Here is a 22,664-nt window from a genome sequence, read left to right on the forward strand (position 1 = left end):
TATGTGTTTATTTAATGCCAAATAAACAAAAAACACCAATTAACAACATAAAAGTAACAACGGCATCGAGGGTCATATGCTAAACCAACGCTATGCAGCTATTGATCAGGGAACGACTGGAACACGCGTGGTGGTGTTCAGCGAGGATGGAAAACACTTTTCACCTGCGGCTGTTGCCCACAAACAACTTACGCCCAATCCGGGCTGGGTTGAACACGACGCAATGGAGATTTTGCGTAATATCCGTAATTGTCTGAACCACTGCGGTGTGGTTGATGCTATCGGCCTGGCACATCAGGGGGAAAGCATTGTTGCCTGGGATGCGCAAACGGGCCTGCCGCTGTGCAATGCCATTATCTGGCAGGATCAGCGTACCGAGTCCGTGATCCAAAAACTGCGGGCGGAGGGAATAGAGGAGGTTGTCCGGGCCAGGGCAGGCTTGCCGTTAGACACCTATTTCTCGGCCAGTAAGATGGGCTGGGTGATGAATAATGTGGCGGGCGCGCGTGAACTGTTGCGCAAGGGCACATTGCGGCTGGGCACCATGGACGCATTTTTCATGTTCCATCTGTGTGGTGTTCACGCGACGGATTATAACTCTGCATCCCGTACTTCTTTATTCAACATTCACACGCTTCAGTGGGATGAGGAGCTGTGTCGAATTTTTGGTGTGCCCATTGAAGCGCTTCCGGAAGTGCGTCACAACACCGGTCACTTCGGTGACGTGCGCTCGGAGGGCAATACCACCACAACACCCCTTACAGCCTGCATTGTCGATCAGTTTGCCGGCACCTACGGGCACGGCTGTGTTGAGCCAGGGCAGATGAAAATCACCTTTGGCACCGGAGCATTTTTACAGTCGATTGCCGGAACTGATGTTCCGGATGCGCACGGTTCCGGGCTGTTGCCCACGCTTTGCTGGAAGCTTCCCGGTGAAAAACCGGTTTATGGCCTTGACGGTGGAGTATACAACGCGGCATCTGCGGTCAACTGGGCCGGAAAAATTGGCTTGTTTACCGAGCTGGAAGATTTCTCTGACTTCCCAAATGAACCCGCGATTGCCCGTGGGCTTGCTTTTGTGCCGGCACTTTCAGGCCTCGGCTGCCCGCACTGGGATCGCTCTGCGGCGGGGCTATGGGCCGGCTTATCCCTTGAAACGGAGCGTAAAGACATGCTGCAGTCGATCCTCGAAGGGATTGCGGTGCGCTCGGCCGAAGTTATCAATGCCATGGCCAGGGTTCGCCCTGTAGGTGACACCATTTCAGTGGACGGTGGTCTCTCCTCTAACCGCTACTTCACGCAGTTCCTGTCCACCCTTATCCAAAAGCAAATTGTCTCGCCTTCTAACCGTGAAATCACCGCTCAGGGCGTAGCCATGCTGGCCCGTAAGGGATTAGGCAATGAGCATCCGCTGAAGGTGAGAAATCAGCACTCGGTGATTGAGCCAGAGAACCGGGACTTTTCGTCTTATTTCGAGCGGTACCGGGAGATCATTGCCCGTTCACGCAACCTGCGCTGTGAAAAATAATAAGAGGCCGTTATGTCTGAGATTGGCAATATCATCATCTATATCATTATGGCGGGCACGCTGCTTGGTGCTATGGCGTCCGTCGTCAAGCCGGAAAGCGGCCTTGGCAAAGAGTTTGTGAACGGTATTCACGCTATTGGACCGGTATTTCTTGCCCAGGCCGGGATTATGGCGGCGATCCCTATAATTTCATACGCCATTACGCATACCATCGGGCCGCTGTTTGAGTCGATGGGGTCTGACGTGTCAATCGCCGCGCTGTCGGTTATTGCCGTGGATATGGGCGGGTACCAGCTGGCAGATGTGATTGCTGCGAATCGTGACCAGTGGATAACCGCCATGCTCATTGGGTATACCTCAGGAGCGAGTATTGTTTATCTCATTCCCGTCGGCCTGGTGATGTTGCAAAAGAAAGATCACAAGTATCTGGCCCTTGGGGCAATGGCCGGGCTGATCAGTATTCCCTTTGGCGTGCTGATATCGCTGATGCTCATTACGCTGAACAATATTCCGGTGCGAGAGATAATTTCTACCTCATCGGCGGCTAATCATTATCTAAGCATCGACTTCGTCAACGCGTTGCATCTGCTTTCGCCGCTGTTTGCATTTTGTTTTCTGCTCGCGCTCGGGCTGAAGTACCGCACCGATTTGATGGTGAATGCCTTCCTGCTGTTTGGGAAAGTGATGGATGCGTTTATCAAACTTGGGCTGGCTGCCTGCATTATTCAACACTTCACCGGGCTGTTTACCACATTGTTTGGACACTGGATCTTTGACCCACTGTTTGCCGATGAAAAAGAGCTGTATCGCGCTATCGAGATTGCCGGATATATCGGCATTATGCTGGCCGGTACGTTTCCGATTTGCTACCTGTTCCAGAAGTATTGCCAGCGGCCGATGAAGTTTATTGGTCGCCGATTGAAGCTGAGCGATACAGGCGCCTTAGGCATGGTGATGGTGCTGGCTAATATTATTGCTGTGTTTCATCTGTTTGCCTCGATGCGCGCCCGTGACAAGGTGCTGTGCGTGGCGTTTGGTATTTGCGCGCAGGCAACGCTTGGCGATCATCTTGCTTTTACCGCTAATTTTCAGCCAACGCTTGTTCTGCCCATCATGGCCGGTAAGTTTCTCGCCGGCGCGATAGCGGTCGCTATTGCCATCTTTATCTCGGTACCGGAAGCCCAGCGTATGGAACAAAAAGACGCCCAGAGTGCGGGCGAGTCCTCTCCTGAAACCGGCATGACACCCCAACGAACTCAGTAATTCTTCCCCCGGCGCGGCGCAGTTTGTCGCGCTTTTTTTATGACCTGGAGGTCACAATGCGTAAAATTTTTCTCGCCTGTCCATATAGCCATCCTGATGAAAGCGTGGTTCAACAGCGCTATCTGGCATGCAATACAGTTGCCGCAAAAATTGTTGAGTCAGGCCAGGCTGTCTTTAGCCAGGTCACTATGTCTCACCCGATAAATCAAATGCTGAAAAAGACCGAGAAAGCGAATATCGGGAAAATGTGGGCCCCGATAGACGCCGTGTTTCTGGACATGATGGAAGAGCTGATTATTCTTGACCTTGAGGGGTGGGATAAAAGTGCGGGGATCAAACGTGAAATTGAATTTTACCGGGGCAGAGGCCAGCGGGTAAGTCTCTGGTCTGAGATTGAACAGGAATTTGAATAACGGATTAAGGCGCGGAAAGCGCCTTTTTATATAAACTAGCGGCTGCAAAAAAGGGGCCGGAGCCCCACGGTTTTACTGCGCCTGGGCGTTAGCCCGCTTTTACCGTCAGACGGCTCGACGGGCTTAAACCTGAAACCTCTATATCCTTCAGCAAGATCCTGCGTTCCGGCAGGCAGCGATGCTTTTTACGATAAAGCTCGCGTTGCCCGTCGCTGACCACAATATCCCCGGTATGCGCAGTATTGACACGAACATTTAGCGTCACACGGCCGGTCTTTCCGCTGCCGCAGGTAATGGTGTTAGGTGCGGCAATATGGAAGGTATCTTCCAGCAGAACGGGAACGGCGAAGCTTTGTGGCGTTTCTACCTGCAGCGAACGTGCGACGGAATAGCCCACGAGCTGGCCTTCCTGATAGCATTGGTCGCCCATATCCGCCGGATGAGTCATGTTTCCGACCGCGTAATAACATGGATCGGAACAGCGGCCAAACTGATCGAATATCGGGCGTCCACTTTCCGGCTGGTGGGCGAGATGGCTGCTGCGGATCAGCGTATATTCGCCGGTAAAACGCCCGGTAAAAATGACGCTATCGCAGGCCAGGCTGTGCGACTGGCCCTGAGCGTCGGTAAACTCTACGCCTTCAACACGTTCAGTACCGTTAATGTTGGTGATATGAGCGCCAAGATGCAGCTTAACCCCTAACAAATAAGCGAAGAGCACGCTGGGTCTGAAGGCCAGGGGACGTCGGTTCTCGTCAAGCAGAGCCAGGGCCTTGATTCCCGCGTTGCGCAGCGTCCAGATGGTGGAAAAACTAACCAGTTCCGATCCGACAATCACCGGGCGGTTACCGGGTTTCAGCTTACGCAGATAGATAAACTGCTGCAGGGCACCTGCGGTGAGAATACCTTGCGGTCTTAAGCCGCTGATAAGACGTGGATGACGTGGCGTTTCCCTGACGCCGGTCGCAATGATAACTCGGCCGGCGCGCAGCGTTTCAAGGCCCAGGTCAGAGGTGACGATGACTTCGCCCCCGGGTTTTATGCCGATAACGGTGGTGCTGGTACGAATTTCATATTTACCGGCAATCATCCGGTGAATTTTCTCCGCCCAGCGGTGGCCACTCATGGGACGGTGGAAGGTCTGAAGGCCGAAAGTAGGGTGCCGACAGTGTCTGGGGACGCCTCCGGCTTCATTCTCTCTTTCGAGCAGTAAAACATTTTTGATCCCTTTCTCTAATAAAGCGCGAGCGGCTCCCAGCCCGGAAGGGCCAGCCCCAATAATAATGACCTCATAAGGCGTACTCATTCGACCTTCCCGACAACCAAAGAATTATTCAGACGTTCGCCGACGATTTCAGCGACATGATTACTGCAGAAGAAACCGTTGCAGCGCCCCATCATGACTCTGGTTCGGCGGCGTAATCCCCCGATGCACTCCGGCGGTACCGCCGAATCAAATGCGGCTTCAAGTTCACGCCGGGTAACCAGTTCACAGTGGCAGACAATGCCGCCGTTACCGGCACAGGCGTAATCTCGTGGCTCATACTCAGAAAGCATCGGCATGGTGGGCCATTTTAATTCTGCCGCAGGGTTCAACGGGAACAAGACAGGGAAGTTTTCCAGGTACAACCGTTCAACCCATGACGCGATACCCAGCGCGGCGGTCAGGCCGGTGGAGCGGATCCCGCCCACGGTTATCCAGCGATGTTCCGGATAGTGAAAAAGACGGTACTCTTTTTTCTCCGTTGCGGGGCGTAATCCAGCATAGGTCGCCGTTACTGAGTAGTTCGTTAGCTCAGGCAGCATCTGGCGGCCTTTTTCTATTAAACCTTTCATCACGGCTTCATCGACATCGGCCCGGTTTCGATCCTGCTGTTCTTCTGCGGTTGGGCCAAGGATCATGTTGCCAAAGATGGTTCGGCACAGCAGCACGCCTTTTGTGGTTGCCGTTGGCACCGGGAGAATGATGGCATTAATACGCGAGGCGGCGGCTTTATCGAACACCAAAAACTGCCCTTTACGCGGATGGATCTCAAACTCTGGGGTGCGCCACAGGCCATCAACCAGATCGCCGTGATTCCCTGCGCAATTAATGACCAGCCGGCTTTTCACTGGCCCTTTAGTGGTGTCCAGCAGCCAACCCTCTTGCTCCTGAACGGCGTTTTGTACCTCACAATCGAAATGGTACTTCCCGCCGTGCATCACGGCCTGGGTGACATAGGCGAGCGGGGCGCTCCAGGGATCGATGACGTACTCCCCGGGAACATAAACGCCGCCAAGTGCCCCGGAAGCCAGATTCGGCTCGCGGCGGTAAATCTCATCGGCGGAAATCTGTTCTACGTCTTTGACGCCGTTTTGATGAGCCTGCTGCACGATGCCCGGTAATGCCTCAAGCTGCTCCTGTGTCCAGGCAACCACAATCGCCGTCGTTTTCAACAGGGGAAGATTCATTTTTTTATGAATCTCCAGATACTCCGCGTAGCCATCCTGTATGCATTTAAGCTCCAGGCTTTCCCCGGGCGCATCAAAACCCGTGTGTAATATTGCGCTATTAGCCTTGCTGGCCCCGGAGAGGATATCTTCCCCTTTTTCGAGCAAAAGCGTGCGTGCGCCCAGCAAAGTAAAGCGGCGGAAGACGGCACAGCCGACTACACCCCCGCCGATGACAACCACATCCACATCTTCAAGTAACTCTGTCATTTATAAGTTCCCGCCTTCAGGTTCTGACAACATATAATCACAAAAACCACATGATAACAACGTTATTGCCACGCATTGATCACATCGTGTTTGCCATGAAAAGCATCATTGATATCGATGTTAATGTATTGTCATGATGAGAAAATATTGATTTTCAGTGAGTTTGGTGACTGAGTGTAAAGTTGTTTCTGTTGTGTGGCTTTTGATGTGGTTATTTCAGGAGATAAGGGGAGAATGCCAAACATGAGTGGCGTCACGCTTTAGCAATTGAATGTTAATTTCATGTTGTAATTTGTGGTTTTTAGATCAAATCTCATCAACAAACCCACATTCAATGAGAGGCAGATAAGTATGCGCAGTTACACAATTATTGAAGCACCGTCCGTGCTCGGACATATCCCTACGCATCTCGGCGTCGCAAAAATGCCGGATTCATTCCGACAAAATGGTTTCACTGATTTGATCGGCGCGAAGACGGTCACGCGCGTAGAGAGTCCGCGCTGGCGTGCGGAACGAGATGCTGAAACTCAAATGATGAACCCCACGGAAATTAACCAGTACTCAGTCCAGCTTGCAGATGCCGTCGGCCAGGCGATCGAGGCGGGAGATTTTCCCGTAGTGATAGGCGGAGATTGCTCCATTATTCTTGGCAATTTATTGGCACTGCGCCGCCGTGGCCGTTACGGGATTTTTTACGTTGATGGCCATACCGATTTTTATCGCCCGGATCTCAACCCTATTCTTGGTGCAGCTTCCGCCAGCGATCTCTACTTTATTACCGGACGCGGGCCGGACATCGTCTCCAACATAGAAGGGCTGAGACCCCTGGTTCGGGATGAGGACGTTGCGGTCTTTGGCTATCGCGATGGCGCAACGCAGGTGCATAACCGCTGCGAAGTCCTGCCTGAAAGTATGATGGCGCTGAACCGTAATCAGGTAAGGATACTGGGAACAGAAACGGCTGCGGAAGATGCCGTGGCCTTTTTAACCAGAGAGGATGGACCGGAAGGATACTGGATCCACATCGATGCCGATTGCCTGGATCAGAGCATTATGTGGGCGTGCGATGCTCCGCAACCGGATGGTTTTATGTGGGATGACCTTGCCACCATTATTCGGGTGGCGATGAGTTCCCCTAAAGCGATTGGGCTTCAGTTGACCATTTATAACCCAGATATGGACCCGGATGGGTTGGCAGGACGTGGATTTGCCAGAACGGTAGGGAAAGCACTGGCCGCTGCCAGAGAGAACAAAGATTAATCACCTGAGATTTGATAAATCAGGCCAATAAGCGGTTGTTCCCGGTGGTTAGTGCGTCCAGGCTAAGCACCGGGAAAACATTACCAGGGAATTAATCCCATTTCATGTAATGCGCCAAGAATCAGCACGATAGACATGCAGGCATCAAATGGATTCGGCATCGTGTTCCACCTTTACGCGGGGCATCGCTGGTTAAATTATAGTCTATTTTGTTTGGGCCAGCTCAAATCTCATACTTGCTAACTCAGCAATCCAGCCCCCACGTTGACGGACAGTCCCAAAATCGCCAGGTTGAAGATAAACGAAATAATTGACTGCAGCAGGGTTATTTTGCGCATGCCGGTTGTACCCGTTGCCACATCCGCCGTTTGTGCGGCAACGGCTATGGTGAAAGAGTAATAAAGGAAATCCCAATATCCTGGGGCTTTTGGTTTTTCAGGAAAAATCATCGGCGTGACGTTCTGGCTGAGATGCAAATAGTGCTGATGCGCGTAGTGCATGGCAAAAGAGCTGGGCAGTAGTGTCCAGGAAGCCAGGAGCGTCAATGCTGTCAGAACGATGTGCAGCACAAGCGGAGTGCCTGAAAGGGAACGTAGCGACGGCAGTTCACTCAGGATGGCCACAAGGCTGGCCATACAGGCAAAGATAACCAGGCTCAGTACCAGCGCTGCGCTTTGATCCTGTACCCTGGCTATTCGCGGGATGTTGCAGACTTCCGTTCGCAGCATGCGAAACCAGATAAACGTCAGGTAAAGCCAGGCCAAAACATTCCAGCCGATCAACAGCCGCTGCAGCGTGCCGAGATGAGCGGGCAATAGGTAATAACAGAGGATACCGGCGGCAACTGAAACCAATAGCCGCAGGCGGGCGAACAGGTGGGTCCGTAGCGAAAATCTCATGGGTAATTGATTCGACGAGGGGTGGATAAGTTAACTGTAGACGAGGCTAAAGCGAAAGGCATGCTGGCCTGCAGTGGCGATTTTTTGAATATTGGCTGCTCGCCGTACGTGAATTTTGACGCACTCAGATGCTGCCAAAATCTCAGAATTCACGTAGCGTGCGAATAATAGGGTAATTTCTTTATAATCATATCGTTGCGTTGTTATCTATGCCGCGAGCACGCTTATGGGTGATTGATTGGCCGAAAGTTGGGGAGCTTAACTGTAAACGGAGGTGGCTCTAAGGATGTGATTCAGCATGGTTTCTGAGGCATTGTGCGCCGTTAAACATCTCTATTTAACGGCACATAAAACGATTCGGCGGGCAATATGACTGAATCAGTGAACGTGAACCGTCAATCCCACTAAGCGGGTAACAAGCGGGCGTACGACGAGGATACAGACGAAGGCCGCCGGCATAGCAACTTGATAAGCATTCATCACATTTTCCATGTAATGAGGCCCCATTCCGAATTCAGCCAGGGTAATGACCAGGCTCATCAGAAAGGCCATGATGGTCGCCATATAAAGAGAAAAAACATAGGGTGAAGTGCGCGGGGGAAAGCGGAATCGTTTGTTTTTTCTGATGACAGCATTCGACATTGAGTTATCCTGTTTAGCAAGGGTGGAAATCAGCGGCTAACCTAACTAGCGAATGACAAGAGTGGTAGGGCGGTGGTGATTTAATCATTGTTAACTAAAATCAACGAATCGGTCGGTGGAAATCGTATGGATATGCTAGGGCTGATCGAGAATTTTATCCGCGTAGTAGAGAACGGCAGTATTGCCGCAGCAGCCCGGGTTAAGGGTATGAGCCCGGCAGCGGTTAGCCAAAGTTTGTCCCGGCTTGAAACGCATTTGGGGGTACGGCTGCTGTCGCGTACCACCCGGAGCATGACACTAACTGAGAATGGTAAACGCTATTTCGAGAAGGTTCGTCATATTCCATATGATATCGACCTTGCTTCTCAGGCCGTTTCGAATGACAGTCAGCCACAAGGCCCGCTTTGCATCGCGACTACAGCGGCGTTTGGCCGCTACGTGATTGCTCCCCTTATGCCAGCGTTTAAAAGGACTTTCCCTGATATTGAGGTCGAACTCATTAGCACCGACCGCAACGTTGACCACCGGCTGGAAGGTGTGGACGTGAGTATCCGTATTGAGGCGCAGCTCAACGATCAACTGATCGCCAGAAAAATTGCCTCATTACCCTTTATATTTTGTGCGTCACCCGCTTATCTGGCTCGCGCAGGCATCCCTCAGACGCCTGAAGCGCTCAGCCAGCATGCCTGTCTGGTGTTCCGCTACCCCACGGATGGGCGTTTTTTGCCCTGGACATTTAGGGTTAATGGCCAACTGGTTAACGTTAAACTCAACCCGGCTTTTGTAAGTGATGATATTGATATTATTAAAAAAATAGCAGAGGAGGGCGGCGGCATCGCCCGTCTTGCAAGCTTTATTGCCCAGCCGCTGATAGACAATGGCCAGCTAATCCCGCTGTTCTGTACAGAGCGAAGCGATGAGAGCTACGCTGAGCCTGACCCGATGAATATTTATGCCTGCGTAAATGAACGATCCGCCCTTACTTCCAAAGTAAGAGCCTTTATTGAATTTCTGGAAGGGGCTATGCGTGAGCGGATGGATTCATAGCTGCAGTTATCTAAATATCCTTTTGTTTTAAAAGAACATATTAAATACAAGGGGCAACTAACTTCCGGATAGATTCATGAATTAAATAAATTCAATATTCTCCATATTTATCCACAATCTTTAATATTATTTACGCATGGTTTCAATTAATTTCAAATGTTTGTTTATAGTTTGATTGCGTTTCTGGAAAACAAGCAGTAAATGAGATGGCCTTGAAGGGATAGTGTTTAAGTAAAAATCAATATAGTTACAGATCATATTGTTAAGTTATTCTGACAGCGTTTTTAAAGCATGAATTAATAATCCCGCTTGTGATTTATAGAATTAAAACTCAGGAGGTAACTCGACATGCGACTAACTGCCAAAGATTTCCCACAAGAACTAATCGAGTACTATGATTACTATGCACATGGAAAAATAAGTAAACGTGAGTTTCTGGCCCTCGCAGCTAAGTATACTGTGGGGGGAGTCACGGCGATAATGCTCTTCAATATGCTTAAACCAAACTATGCGCTAGCAGAAAAGGTAAAATTCACAGATCCTGACATATTTGCAGAATACATTTCATACCCCTCGGTAAATGGTCATGGACAAGTCCGTGGATACCTGGTTAAACCGACGAAGATTACCGGTAAAGTTCCCGCAGTCGTTGTGATACATGAAAACCGTGGGCTAAATCCTTACATTGAAGACGTCGCGCGACGAGTAGCTAAGGCAGGCTACATTGCTCTGGCCCCGGACGGTTTAAGTTCGGTGGGGGGTTATCCCGGTAATGATGATGAGGGCAGAGTACTTCAGCAGACTGTCGATCCCCAAAAATTAATGAATGATTTTTTTGCGGCTATTGAATTTATGCAGAAGTCCGATGAGACAAATGGAAAGGTCGGTATTACCGGGTTTTGCTACGGAGGCGGAGTGTCTAATGCCGCCGCTATTGCCTATCCTGAATTAGCGTGCGCCGTACCTTTTTACGGCCGACATCCTCCCGCGATAGACGTGCCGAAAATTAATGCTCCATTGCTTATTCATCTCGCCGAATATGATCAAAGTATCAACGAGGGCTGGCCAGTCTATGAAGCGGCTCTTAAATCAAATAACAAGGTGTTTGAAGCATATATTTACCCAGGCGTAAATCATGGGTTTCACAATGATTCAACCCCACGATATGATGAGCGCTCAGCAGACCTGGCGTGGCAGAGAACGCTAAGCTGGTTTGAAAAATATCTGAGCTAACGCACTCAATTTTTTATGTACATAACTTCATGGGCTAACACCAGGCTGAAAGAAGAAATTTAATTTAAATATTCTTATATTTATTTTTGAAAATTTACCTACCAGAGGACTCATTACCTTGACGGTAGTGAGTCCTCATTAATCGGCATTAGCATTAGTGTACGGTTTGCTCGTTTTTCATACGTTCGCTGCGTCGCTGAACACGGAACAATCGCAGCATAATGACGAAGAACGAGGGGACAAAGAAAATGGCCAGAAATGTGCTGGTCAGCATCCCGCCCATGACTACGGTGCCAATAGCATTCTGACTGCCTGAGCCAGCCCCGCTGGCCACGACTAATGGCACAACGCCAAGAATGAAGGCCAGCGATGTCATCAGGATTGGCCGTAACCTCTGTTTGGCGGCATTGACTACCGCATCGACCGGAGTGGAGCCCGCTTCAAAATGCGCCTTTGCGAATTCCACGATCAAAATGGCATTTTTAGCCGCCAGTCCAACCGTCGTCAGCAGCCCCACCTGAAAATAAACATCGTTGGGAAGCCCTCGGAGTAATGTCGCAACCACTGCGCCCATAACACCGAGCGGAATCACCAGCATCACCGCGCTGGGAATGCTCCAGCTTTCATAAAGCGCTGCCAGACACAGAAACACCACTATCAGCGAGATTGCGTAAAGCGCTGGAACCTGAGAACCGGATAAACGCTCCTCAAATGACATCCCGGTCCAGTTAAACCCCACCCCTGGCGGCAAGTTAACGGCAATGCGTTCAATTTCGGCCATCGCCTGTCCGGTGCTGAATCCCTGTGCCGGTGCACCTTGAAGATTAAATGATTGCACACCATTATAGCGGTTGAGCTTTTGTGGGCCGTAGCTCCATTTTGCGCTGGAGAAGGCGGAGAAAGGGACCATCGTGTCTGAGGCATTCCGTACAAACCACTTATCTAAATCCTGTGGCAGCATACGAGATGATGCTTCACCCTGAATATATACGCGCTTCACTCGCTCGCGATCGATAAAATCATTTATATAACCCGCTCCCCAGGCCAGCGAAAGTGTACGGTTTATGTCACCAATTGATACGCTCAACGCGCGCGCTTTCTCGCGGTCAATAATCAGCTCATACTGAGGGGCATCCTCAATTCCGTTGGCGCGCACCCGATTTAATAAAGGGCTTTGTCCTGCAGCTAGCAGGAACGCGTTGCGGGCCTCAAGCAGATTTGCATAGCCAATCCCGCCACGATCCATTAGCTGTAAATTGAAACCTGACACATTACCCAGCTCACGCACCGACGGAGGCAGCACCACATTTGTATTGGTATCCCGGAATTCACTGCCGAAAATAGCATTCAGGCGAACGGCGATTGACTCAGCATTCTGATCGGGGCGCTGTCGCTGTGCCCAGTCATGCAGCCCGATAAATAGCGTTCCGACATTCTGTCCGCGCCCTCCAAAATTTAAACCAGAAATAGAATATACGGAGCTCACGCTTTCTCCTTCTAGCTTGAGAAGATAATCTGTAGCGTCGTGCAACGTATTTCGTATGCGTTCGCCTGTCGCCCCCGGAGGAGCCTGTAGCTGCGCAAATAATATCCCCTGATCTTCCTGTGGCAGAAATGAAGTTGGAATCCGCGTGAATAACCAACCAGTAACAACAGCAATGATCAGGTAAATGATCATCAGCCTTCGCGGCCGGGTGAGCCCCCGTATTACTGAGGTGACATAGCTTTGATTTGCCCAGGCCATCTGGTGATTAAACCAGGCGAAGAAACCTCTACGTTCAGAGTGATATTCAGTCTTGACAGGTTTGAGTAGTGTCGCGCACAGGGCAGGTGTAAAAACGACGGCCACGATGACGGACAACACCATTGAAGAAATAATCGTTATGGAGAATTGACGGTATATAACCCCGCTTGACCCGCTAAAAAACGCCATGGGAATAAATACTGCCGTCAGTACCATAGCGATGCCCAACAGTGCGCCAGTGATCTGCTGCATGGATTTACGGGTAGCCTGGCGGGGCGACAGCCCTTCTTCATGCATTATTCGTTCAACATTTTCCACCACCACGATGGCATCATCTACCAGTAATCCAATAGCTAATACCATTCCAAACATGGTCAGCGTATTTATTGAATAACCGAATGCGGCAAGTACGCCAAATGTACCGAGCAGTACAACAGGTACCGCAAGCGTGGGGATTAGCGTTGCCCGAAGGTTTTGCAAAAACAGATACATAACAGCAAATACCAGAATAATGGCCTCAATAAGCGTACGCACCACGTTTAGAATTGACTGACTTACAAATGGCGCCGTGTCATAGACGTTTACCACTTCCATTCCTGGAGGAAAAAAAGGCTTTAACTCATCCAGCGTGGCTCTCACTGCTTTCGCTGTTTCCAGTGCGTTTGCGTTAGGCGCCAGGCGAATGCCCAATCCTGCCGCCGGAGCGCCGTTATAGTAACTGTCTATAGAATAGTTCTGTGCCCCCAGCTCAATACGCGCCACATCCCCCAGCCTGACTTGAGATCCATTCGGGTTAGCTTTTAACAAAATCTGACCAAACTGTTCCGGTGTTTGCAGGCGTGAAGGGCCAATCATCGTGGCATTCAGTTCCTGGCCTGCAAGCGCGGGCTGTTCACCTAATTGCCCGGACGATACCTGTACGTTTTGTTCCTGAATAGCGTTGCTGACATCAATGGCCGTGAGCCCATAGTTCATCAGGGCTGCGGGATCCAGCCAAATACGCATTGCATAAGGTGCCCCAAATAACTGAAGTTCGCCCACTCCGGAAGTACGGCTAAGGGGATCCTGTACATAAGAGGCAACATAGTCTGCCAAATCTTGTCGCGTCATGCTGCCGTCAGTCGAGATAAATGCCTCCATCATCATAAAACTTGCCGACGCTTTGGTTACGCGAATCCCTTGCTGTTGCACCTCTTGAGGCAAAAGTGGCTGTGCCAGTGCCAGCTTATTTTGTACCTGTACCTGAGCGGTATCGGCATTGGTGCCCTGGGCGAAAGTGAGCGCAATGCTCATGCTGCCGTCGGAGTTGCTCTCTGAGGAGATATATTGCAGCTGGTCCAGGCCGTTCATCTGCTGCTCAATCACCTGGACCACACTGTCTTGTACCGTTTTGGCTGACGCGCCAGGGTAGGTGAGCTGAATTCTGATGGAGGGTGGGGCAATGGCTGGATACTGGGCTAACGGCAGGTTAAGGATGGATATCAGGCCGCAAAGCATCATGGTAATCGCCAGTACCCAGGCGAAAACAGGCCGGTCAATAAAGAAATTAGCCATTGGCCGGCTCCTTAATCTGAACTGTGGATTTTCCATCGTCAGTTCTGGCGGCAGAGGGCCATTCCGCCGCGATGACCTGCATCCCCGGACGCACCGTCTGCCCCCCTTCAACAATCACGCGATCGCCGGCCGACAAACCGGTTGATATCAGCCACTGGTCTCCCAGAGCCCTCTCGGTTACGACTTCACGCAATTCGACTTTCCCTGTTGATTCAACAACCAGGGCCGTCGCTTTACCCTGTGTGTTTCGGGTCACCCCTCGCTGTGGTACCAGCAAGCCATTCGACGCAGCCATTCCATCCATCAGGTGCGCCCGTACGAACATGCCTGGAAGTAATTGCCGATCTGGATTGGGAAATATTGCGCGCAAAATCACCGAGCCGGTGGAGTGGTCGACCGAAATATCAGAAAATTGCAATTTTCCTGGATGGGCATACCGGGAGCCATCTTCAAGCATTAAGGTGACAATGGCAGATTGCGACGCGTCGCCTGCCGTTAGTGCCCCACGGTTAAATGCATCTTTCAAACGTAAAAGCTGAGCGGTGGGCTGTGTGATATCAACATAAATGGGGTCAATCTGTTGCACGGATGCAATCGCGCTCGCCTGCTGCGCGGTGACAAGAGCTCCTTCCGTCACCGCTGAACGTCCAATCACCCCGTCAATTGGCGACAGCACCCTGGTGTAAACCAGATTAATACTGGCAGTATCGAGATTCGCTTTTGCAACCAGCACATCTGCATTCGCCTGCTGCTGAGCGGCAACGGCGTCATCATAGGTCTGTTGGCTTATAACACGAGTGTCTACGAGGGGGCGATAACGCTGTATCAGCAAGGTGGCAACTCTCAACTGTGCATTGGCGCGAGCCAGGGCAGCATCACTGCGGTTATATTCGGTCTGATAGAGTACCGGATCAATCTGGTACAGGGGTTGCTGCGCTTTCACCTCCTGACCTTCAGTAAACAACCGTTTCTGCACAATTCCTCCTACCTGCGGCCGCACCTCGGCATTACGAAAGGCTGTGGCACGCCCGGGCAGTTCCCGGGTCAACGTAATAGGCTGGTTATTCAAAGTAACCACCCTTACTCTTGATCTCTGCGGTAGCTCCCTGGATTCAGGTTTTTCGGCAGCTTGCTCAAACCACAGAAACAGACAGGCCGCAAGAGTGAGAAAAATGACAGCGATGAACAGAAAGGTTTTTTTGACATTCATGAACAGGTTTCCTTTTACATGCCGTGTGACTGGCGGCAAACCACAGTGCAACCTGATTTTTACTCTACGTACCGTTAACTGACCTCAACATGACCTGCGAATAACATTTCTGTCAGCCAGCGTTGATTTATGGTTAACCGCGGGCTTGCTGACAAAAATATCAGTTTGCTGTAAGCAAACTGACCCAATGGATGATCTACACTGGCGGATAAGGCTCGTTGCTATCTTGTAGGCAGGCTCATGTCATGAATTTTTAATATAGGAATAGGAAAAGCCGTGCGATTACTGCTGATAGAGGACGAAATCAAAACATCCTCATACATCAACAGCGCGTTAAGTGAACTTGGCTACACAGTTGACGTTGCTGGCGATGGAATAGAAGGGCTGCATCTGTCCGTACACCAGGACTACGATGCGGTGATTCTGGATGTGATGTTACCCGGTAAGGATGGCTACGCAGTCCTGGAAAGCCTGCGGGCCTGTAAAAAAACGCCGGTGCTGATGCTGTCGGCTCGTGGGTCTGTAGATGAGCGAGTCAAAGGCCTGAGGAGTGGGGCTGATGACTACTTGCCTAAACCTTTCTCACTGATAGAACTGGTTGCACGCATTCAAGCTCTGGTGCGCCGCCGAAGCAGCGATGGGGCGGATATTACCCATTTACAGATTGACGATTTACAGGTTGACCTGCTGGCGCGTAGGGTGGTCAGAGGGAACGAACGTATAGACTTGACTGCTAAAGAGTTTTCGTTGCTTAGCCTGTTGGCTCGTCATCAGGGCGAGATTTTGTCGAAAATGATGATAGCTGAACAGGTGTGGGACATGAACTTTGAAAGTGATGCCAATGTGGTAGAGGTGGCGGTAAAAAGATTACGGGCCAAAATTGACGCGCCTTATCCCCAAAAATTGCTGCATACGGTACGTGGCATGGGATATGTGCTTGAAAAACGGATGCCTGGCGATGGTCAGCAATAGGGCTGCAGCCCGCATAAAAATCTCTATCTCAACACGTATGGCACTGATGTTCGCGCTCATCATGGCTATGCTCATGTTAATGCTGGCGTTGGTCATGCATAACGCGTTGCTCACTTCATTGCAAAATCAGATGCAAAAGGAACTTCAGCTCCGCCACTCACTGATTTCCCCCTTTATCACAGACAAAGGCACCTCATCGAACTGGTCAGCGGTACAGCAAAAACTCAATAACATATCCAGCAGCGAAGGTGGAATGGTAAATCACTGGATAATAAGTCGCGACCCGCGCTATAGCATCCCACCACTGCCCGCGGGCTTTAGACCAATTGTCTCCGCTGATGGCTTTTCAACTATGCCAAATCCGCTGTCCGACTCACCGATTTACTTACTCATTTCGACGCTGCCTCCACTCGGTGAGCGGCCATCTGTACGGTATGTGGTGGCGATAGATTCCACACCCTATATGAATACCCTGTCGGAGTTCACTCAAGTACTGCTTTTGATCTCAGTCGTCGCCATTTTACTGGCCTCATACCTTGGGTATTGTATTTCACGTATTGGTCTGCGACCGGTAGTTAGTCTGAGTGAACAAGCCCACCATTTGGTTCCTGGTCATCTAAGCCAGCGGCTTGACAATGCGTCTTTACCGCCGGAATTACACAACCTGGCTAACTCATTTAATGGCGTACTTGCCCGGCAGGAAGTAGCCTGGGGGCAGTTAGAGAGTTTTAATGCTGACGTCGCTCACGAGCTGCGAACGCCTTTAACCAATCTGATTGTTCAGACGCAACATGGGCTGGCTCGCGATCGCAGCGTTTGTGAGCTGAAGGATTTGCTTCAGTCTAATCTGGAGGAGCTTGAACGCATGACATCAATTGTCAATGATATGTTGTTTTTATCTTATGCACAGGCAGGTCAATACTCAACGGTCCTTAGCGACATCCTGTTACGCGAAGAAGCGTTAAAAACCGCTGAATATGTTGAGCCTTTATTTATTGAAAATAATATAACGCTGGAAATCATCGGTGATATTCAGGCATATGTGGATAGACGATTGTTCCATCGTGCGCTTGCTAATTTACTGGAGAACAGTGCCCGCTATGCTTTGCCTGATACAATAGTTTGCGTGAGATTAGAAAAATCGCAGGATGTCATTCGAGTAGAAGTGACAAATTCTGGCGAAGAAATTGCGCCCGAGCATCTCTCAAGATTATTCGAACGCTTTTATCGGATAGATTCCTCTCGAGGGCAGAGTAACATGCATCATGGCTTAGGACTTTCTATCGTGCGAGCCATCGCCCTGATGCACAGAGGGAACGTTTTTGCTCACAGCGAAAATGGCTTTAATACTTTTGGCTTTTCATTAATGAGCCCACCGCCATCCATAGACTAACCGCCTGTTCCCGAAAGAAAACACCTTTTCATTTACCATGAGCCCTCTCTGCTTTATTTAACCTGGTTGTTATTTTTATAATCAATGCCGTTATTGGTGGTGTTTCTGTTGTTTTTTTTGCTGGTATACTACGTGAAGAGTCGAATGCCAGCTGGTTAATATGAACTTCAATGCGAAGCGACTACAAAAACTTAAGTTTAAGCAGGCCACCTCTACATTCGGTGAAATATAAATTCATTGCATTTAAATTAATTACATCAGGTTTCATTACTTTGCATTATTTCAATCATAATGCAAAGGTAGCACTTTAAATCGGTGGTGCTAAATGTTTCGCAAGATATTCCCTCAGAGGGTTGATGGTCTGAGTGATTGTAACTGTGAAACGCAGCTATTCCAGTTAAATTCGGAGTGCTTTATGAAAAAGATATCTTATTTTACAGCAATCACCCTCGCGATTTTTTCCGTCACTACCTACGCGGCATCGCCATCAACGGTGCAGAAAATTAACAGTGAGCAGGCTGTTAATTTGCAAAGAATAGGGGCAGTTTCTATATCAGGAGTAAGAGGAGGCCCATCCTCAGCGGTTCTCGCTTTGAAAGATAAAGCAGCTAATGCGGGTGCAAGCCATATTCGAATCGTCGGCATTGATAACCCGGGCGACTCCAGCCACTGGCGCGGTAGTGCGATAATATACCGCTGATGGAGATGAGGGGGCTAAAACATATCGCTTATATGGTTTTAGCCCCTGAGAGGTAAAGGTGACGCCAGCGCTGTCGGGTAGATTTCAATCAACATAATTTATTTGAGGTGATGTGTCTTATTTCCGGCGGCCTCTCCGTGGTGCACAGTATCTTAATGAACAGTGAAATATACTGAGACACTCATTACCCTTGGGACTTCGGGTGGGGGAGCCTCAGCCATGCTGGTTTGGCCAACGGCCATAATTGCGGCGTTGTCCAGTATCGAATATCCGGAAGACTTTAAGAGTGTTACGCTATGGATCTGGCCATTGTCTGACAGCCTGAAGGACACGATGCTGACGCCCTGTTTGTTTCGACCGTTCGTTGGATAGCGCTTATTATTTTCAATTTTTGCTCTTAGCCGCGAAAGATAGGTGCTTTTACTGGTGATGTCTCCATTATTTGTTCCCTCCTGTCGTAACGCTTGACGCCTCCCTTCATGGCTGTTAAATGGATCAGTGGTCAAAGAGGGAGGGAGAATATTTTTGAGTGTCATTTGCTTCTTGCCCAATGCGCGTTGGGTTTTAGTTGACGCTGATTTTCCTGTCTGCCGTGACGATGATACTTTTGGTTGTTTAATCAGCGCATTTTTATTGGTAATCAATCTGACAGGTGTTTCCTCTTTTTCCGGTTCGGCGCTGGTTTCAGCTGGCATGCTGGCAATAATCATTTCGACGGAGATAATAGACTTTTCTCCTTCACTGTGAGACAGCGGATATTTAGGGATGCTTTCCATAGCCACCAGTTGAGAAATTAATATTATATGAAACGCCGCTGACAATGCAGCGGCAGTCAGGTTTCTTATATTACTCACGTGAGCGAAATATCCTGAGCGTGTGTCATTTTGTATTGTTAAAATTTGGTGTTAATCGTGAGGCGCCAGGTTCGGCCTGGTTCCGGTATCCATACTGCCGCACCTGGTGCAATAGCATATTGATCGGTCAGGTTATCTATTCCAGCCTGCACGGTGAGGTTATTATTGACCTTATAGCTCGCATAAATGTCGATGAACTGATTAGCATCGGCATGCTCCATGATTTGCTGTGCAGCCGTACCCGACAGCCAATTCTCGGGATTTTGTTTTCTGCTGTGATAGCGGTAACGCATCCCCAGATCGAGGCTGTTATCCTCCAGAAAACGGTAACCAGCCGTCACTACCAGGTTATCCTTTGGCTGTAATCTTGTGCTGATCCCGCCCATCGAAAAGCCGACGGAGTTGCACTCGCTTGCATTGCCAGCCATCAATTTTGAACAGACGGTCTGTTTGTCAAACCTGGTCAGGCCTGCCGATGTATAGAATTTGCCTGTGTCGTAATCAATCTGCACCTCTGTTCCCTGAGTTGAGAAACTGTCATAGTTCACAAAGGCATACAGTCCATCCCATCTTGCAGCTGGTGCAATGTAATTCTTGTTTTTATTATAAAATTTAGATATGCGGAAATTAAATTTATCTCCAGAGGTAATGGCATCTTGATATCTGGCCGCCAGGCCAGCTTCTATATTTTGTGTATTTTCCGAGTTCACAACGGATTGCCCCATGTAGCTGGCGCTACTCATTGTGCTGCCCTGGCTTATCTGTTCGTAAGCACTGGGTGCCCGATTGACATTGGCATAGCTGGTAAATACATCCAGCTCCGGGGTGATATGAAAAGTTAGACTGGCTGTGAAGTCAGGCCGCAGGGCATAGCGGAAATCTTTTTTGCTCTGTCCTGTGACAATCTCCTGGCGGGTGTATAAACAATGTTTTTTTACTTCATCTGGATTGTTTGCGTCGGCAATGAAATATTTACCATTAACAAACGTAGGGCAATAAGTTGGCAGTCCATATTGATTTAAGTAGCTACGCCATCCACCACCGCGATTTTCAGGGTTGTCAAAAATATCTTTCTTGTATTCTATTTGTTGGTTGCTATGGAGATTTACTACTGTTTTCCTGATACCTGCGCTGGCGGTGACCCAACTGAAAGGCTCTGCGCTGATATTGGCAAACAGACTGCTGCTTTTTCTGTTGCCGTCAGGATTTGATGAGCCGCTGCTTCGCCGTGTCACTCGTGGGTCTATAAGCTGTTTTTCAAGAGACGCACCGTAGCTTAACTGCATATCGCCCATTACGGGTACGGCCGGTAATAGCGATGTATTTGTTACGTTTAAACCAAGTCGCCGATCTCTCAATGAATTCCAGTATTGATCGCCGTACTGGCCACGCCCGTTAAAACCGTTGTGCTGCTCGGTTTTTAGTTCGGTATAAAAGAGTACAGACTTTAAATCAAACCAGGGATTTTCTATCGGATTGAATCGGTGCGAGACGCTGACCGCATCAAGCTCAGCAGTTCCAAGACTCCACTGCGCCTGGATATCATCACCAGCTTCATTTTTTTCCTTGGTCAAATAGGCAGATAAAATTTCCCCAGCCTTCTGTTTATGGTGTCGATAAGTAACCAGCAGGCTATTATTTTCATCGGCATTCAACGTGGCTTTTGCAAGAAATGAGCTATTGTAATTGCTTGTGTTGGCCACTTCCTGTCCGGGACGAGTAACCTGGTCAAATTTAGTTCCAGAGTCATATCGTCGCGCATTCCGTTTGCCGGCAAAATAGTTTCCTGTGTCGCGTTCCGTATATGCCATAAGCAAACTGCCGCGATCGTTACGACCGGCCATGGCAACCGTATAAAATCCATTACGAAAATCGGTCGCACTCTGGCGACGCTTCAAGGGGTACTGCAATTGTTCCCTGGCATCACCAAACCGGTTCGGTTTTTTATTATTGTTGTATGTACCAATGTTGAGATTTATACCGAAGCTTTCTTTGTCCGGGATAATATCATCCGCATTAATTGTACGCATTTCAACTCGACCACCGGTGGCGCCGGCAGTGTCAGCGCCAATTGCGGGTCCTTTGTCTACCTGCACACTCCGGATCAAATCCATATCAATGTAGGTTCTGTCAGAACTTCCCTGATATCCACGCTCGGTCATTGTCGACTGTACCGCATCATCGATAACGATAGGCACCCGGCCATTTCCTTGCATTCCGCGGATACCGATATCGAGCGCTCCGGCCTCATTTGCCGGGTTATTTATCTGAACGCCTGTTATTTGATTGAATATATCCGAGTTTCTCGTTCCCTTAAATCTGTCGACTTCAGTCTTACCCAGGAATGTCGACGTAAGAGGGGAGTAGTAGGTATCTTCAACTTTACTTTTGTCTAATTTCTTACTGTCAGCAGTTGCCGTAACATCGATGACACCCAACGAGTGAAGATCTTCAGTTTCGGCAGAAAATGCCTGAGTGGTATATAGCAATGGCAATGAAATCATGCAAATAGAGGTATTCTTTAAATTTTTCTTCATGGTCTAACCTGTTCAAAAAATCCCTATGAAAAGTGCCACATTCACTCCAATACACGAAAAAAATAGTAAAAAAAACTCAATTGCAGGTTTTTATTGGAATAATCATCTTATGATAACCAAGTTTTATCCTCGTGTAAATGATAATGAGATCTATTATCATTATTGAAAAATTGATTATTAAACTTAATTAAATCATTGTTTTATGTTTTTATAGGGTGTTTTTTATACCCTGGAAGGGAAATTTTCTGGTCGAGGTCAGTTCGATGATGAGCTTTAGGATAATTCGCGCCATATGAAAGCCGCGTAATAACAAAGGCAATAGTGAATTATTATTGAACTTACCCCTGGCTCATGTCGCAGAGCGGCATAGGGATTTGTCTTTACATCTAATCAACATAGCACCGGACGGGGATTTGTCTTATTTTGATTAAAATGAAATGAACATAATAATTATCACGGGGAAATCAAAAAATATATAAGGCACTATGGATGATTAGCTTGATAATAATATGTAAGTTTATTTTGTAAGCCGACGCAGCACGCGTTTATCGAGCGATTGAACTGACCCTGACCTAAAATCCTGCTGCATTCAGAAACAGAATTCCGGCATGATCAATACTCCCCTGGACGAGAGTGACTGGCGCTGGCGGCGGATTGATCGCGCAGCATCGGCTTTAAGTGACACTGTCACTTATATTTTGCCTTTACCCACCGG

Annotated in this window: 15 protein-coding genes and 1 pseudogene; 8 read left to right on the forward strand and 8 right to left on the reverse strand. The window is 49.1% G+C overall.

Translation table 11 applies throughout. From position 1 onward, the window contains the following. The first annotated feature begins 76 nt into the window (after positions 1 to 76). Genes VW41_10855 through VW41_10865 form a run of 3 tightly spaced genes read left to right on the forward strand, consistent with a single transcriptional unit; the run spans position 77 to position 3,204 of the window. Entirely contained in the window at positions 77 to 1,528 is a 1,452-nt protein-coding gene (locus tag VW41_10855; protein AJZ89496.1) for a glycerol kinase, read from the forward strand. A 12-nt stretch (positions 1,529 to 1,540) separates the two neighbouring features. After that, on the forward strand, positions 1,541 to 2,791 hold the full coding sequence (locus VW41_10860; GenBank protein AJZ89497.1) for an ethanolamine utilization protein EutH: 1,251 nt from the start codon (positions 1,541 to 1,543) through the stop codon (positions 2,789 to 2,791). A gap of 56 nt (positions 2,792 to 2,847) precedes the next feature. Beyond that, positions 2,848 to 3,204, forward strand: a complete 357-nt coding sequence (locus tag VW41_10865; GenBank protein ID AJZ89498.1) for a hypothetical protein — start codon at positions 2,848 to 2,850, stop codon at positions 3,202 to 3,204. A gap of 88 nt (positions 3,205 to 3,292) precedes the next feature. Here the strand turns inward: VW41_10865 and VW41_10870 are convergent, their stop codons facing one another. Further along, the gene (locus VW41_10870) at positions 3,293 to 4,510 is read right to left on the reverse strand and encodes a pyridine nucleotide-disulfide oxidoreductase (protein AJZ89499.1); all 1,218 of its coding nucleotides are present in this window, start codon (positions 4,508 to 4,510) and stop codon (positions 3,293 to 3,295) included. Continuing rightward, positions 4,507 to 5,904 carry an FAD-dependent oxidoreductase gene (locus tag VW41_10875; protein AJZ89500.1) on the reverse strand — a complete coding sequence of 466 codons (1,398 nt, stop codon included), beginning with the start codon at positions 5,902 to 5,904 and terminating at the stop codon, positions 4,507 to 4,509. Before VW41_10875 ends, VW41_10870 begins: the two co-directional genes overlap by 4 nt. Before the next feature lie 351 nt (positions 5,905 to 6,255). Between VW41_10875 and VW41_10880 the strand changes: the two genes are divergently transcribed. Then, entirely contained in the window at positions 6,256 to 7,164 is a 909-nt protein-coding gene (locus VW41_10880; protein AJZ89501.1) for a hypothetical protein, read from the forward strand. Positions 7,165 to 7,403: 239 nt separating this feature from the next. Here the strand turns inward: VW41_10880 and VW41_10885 are convergent, their stop codons facing one another. Further along, entirely contained in the window at positions 7,404 to 8,063 is a 660-nt protein-coding gene (locus VW41_10885) for a membrane protein (GenBank protein ID AJZ89502.1), read from the reverse strand. Positions 8,064 to 8,441: 378 nt separating this feature from the next. Then, the gene (locus VW41_10890) at positions 8,442 to 8,705 is read right to left on the reverse strand and encodes a hypothetical protein (protein ID AJZ89503.1); all 264 of its coding nucleotides are present in this window, start codon (positions 8,703 to 8,705) and stop codon (positions 8,442 to 8,444) included. A gap of 126 nt (positions 8,706 to 8,831) precedes the next feature. On the opposite strand from VW41_10890, the gene VW41_10895 reads away from it, so the two are divergent. Next, entirely contained in the window at positions 8,832 to 9,752 is a 921-nt protein-coding gene (locus VW41_10895; GenBank protein AJZ89504.1) for a LysR family transcriptional regulator, read from the forward strand. A 348-nt stretch (positions 9,753 to 10,100) separates the two neighbouring features. Next, positions 10,101 to 10,985: a dienelactone hydrolase gene (locus VW41_10900; protein AJZ89505.1), complete on the forward strand. Its 885-nt coding sequence runs from the start codon at positions 10,101 to 10,103 to the stop codon at positions 10,983 to 10,985. 154 nt (positions 10,986 to 11,139) lie between these two features. On the opposite strand, the gene VW41_10905 is transcribed toward VW41_10900, so the two are convergent. After that, on the reverse strand, positions 11,140 to 14,283 hold the full coding sequence (locus VW41_10905; GenBank protein ID AJZ89506.1) for a multidrug transporter: 3,144 nt from the start codon (positions 14,281 to 14,283) through the stop codon (positions 11,140 to 11,142). After that, positions 14,276 to 15,493, reverse strand: a complete 1,218-nt coding sequence (locus VW41_10910; protein ID AJZ89507.1) for a hemolysin D — start codon at positions 15,491 to 15,493, stop codon at positions 14,276 to 14,278. The genes VW41_10905 and VW41_10910 overlap by 8 nt, the downstream gene beginning before the upstream one ends. Positions 15,494 to 15,769: 276 nt before the next feature. On the opposite strand from VW41_10910, the gene VW41_10915 reads away from it, so the two are divergent. Then, positions 15,770 to 16,465, forward strand: coding sequence for a transcriptional regulator (locus VW41_10915; GenBank protein ID AJZ89508.1), 696 nt, complete (start codon positions 15,770 to 15,772; stop codon positions 16,463 to 16,465). Beyond that, complete coding sequence (locus VW41_10920) at positions 16,452 to 17,858, forward strand: histidine kinase (protein AJZ89509.1); 1,407 nt, start codon at positions 16,452 to 16,454, stop codon at positions 17,856 to 17,858. The genes VW41_10915 and VW41_10920 overlap by 14 nt, the downstream gene beginning before the upstream one ends. Positions 17,859 to 18,710: 852 nt before the next feature. Here VW41_10920 and VW41_10925 read toward each other — a convergent pair. Then, positions 18,711 to 18,983: pseudogene (locus VW41_10925) on the reverse strand (hypothetical protein). Between the two features lie 467 nt (positions 18,984 to 19,450). Further along, complete coding sequence (locus VW41_10930) at positions 19,451 to 21,949, reverse strand: hypothetical protein (GenBank protein AJZ89510.1); 2,499 nt, start codon at positions 21,947 to 21,949, stop codon at positions 19,451 to 19,453. Positions 21,950 to 22,664: the final 715 nt, after the last annotated feature.

The organism is Klebsiella michiganensis (assembly GCA_000963575.1).
Taxonomy (GTDB): domain Bacteria; phylum Pseudomonadota; class Gammaproteobacteria; order Enterobacterales; family Enterobacteriaceae; genus Cedecea; species Cedecea michiganensis_A.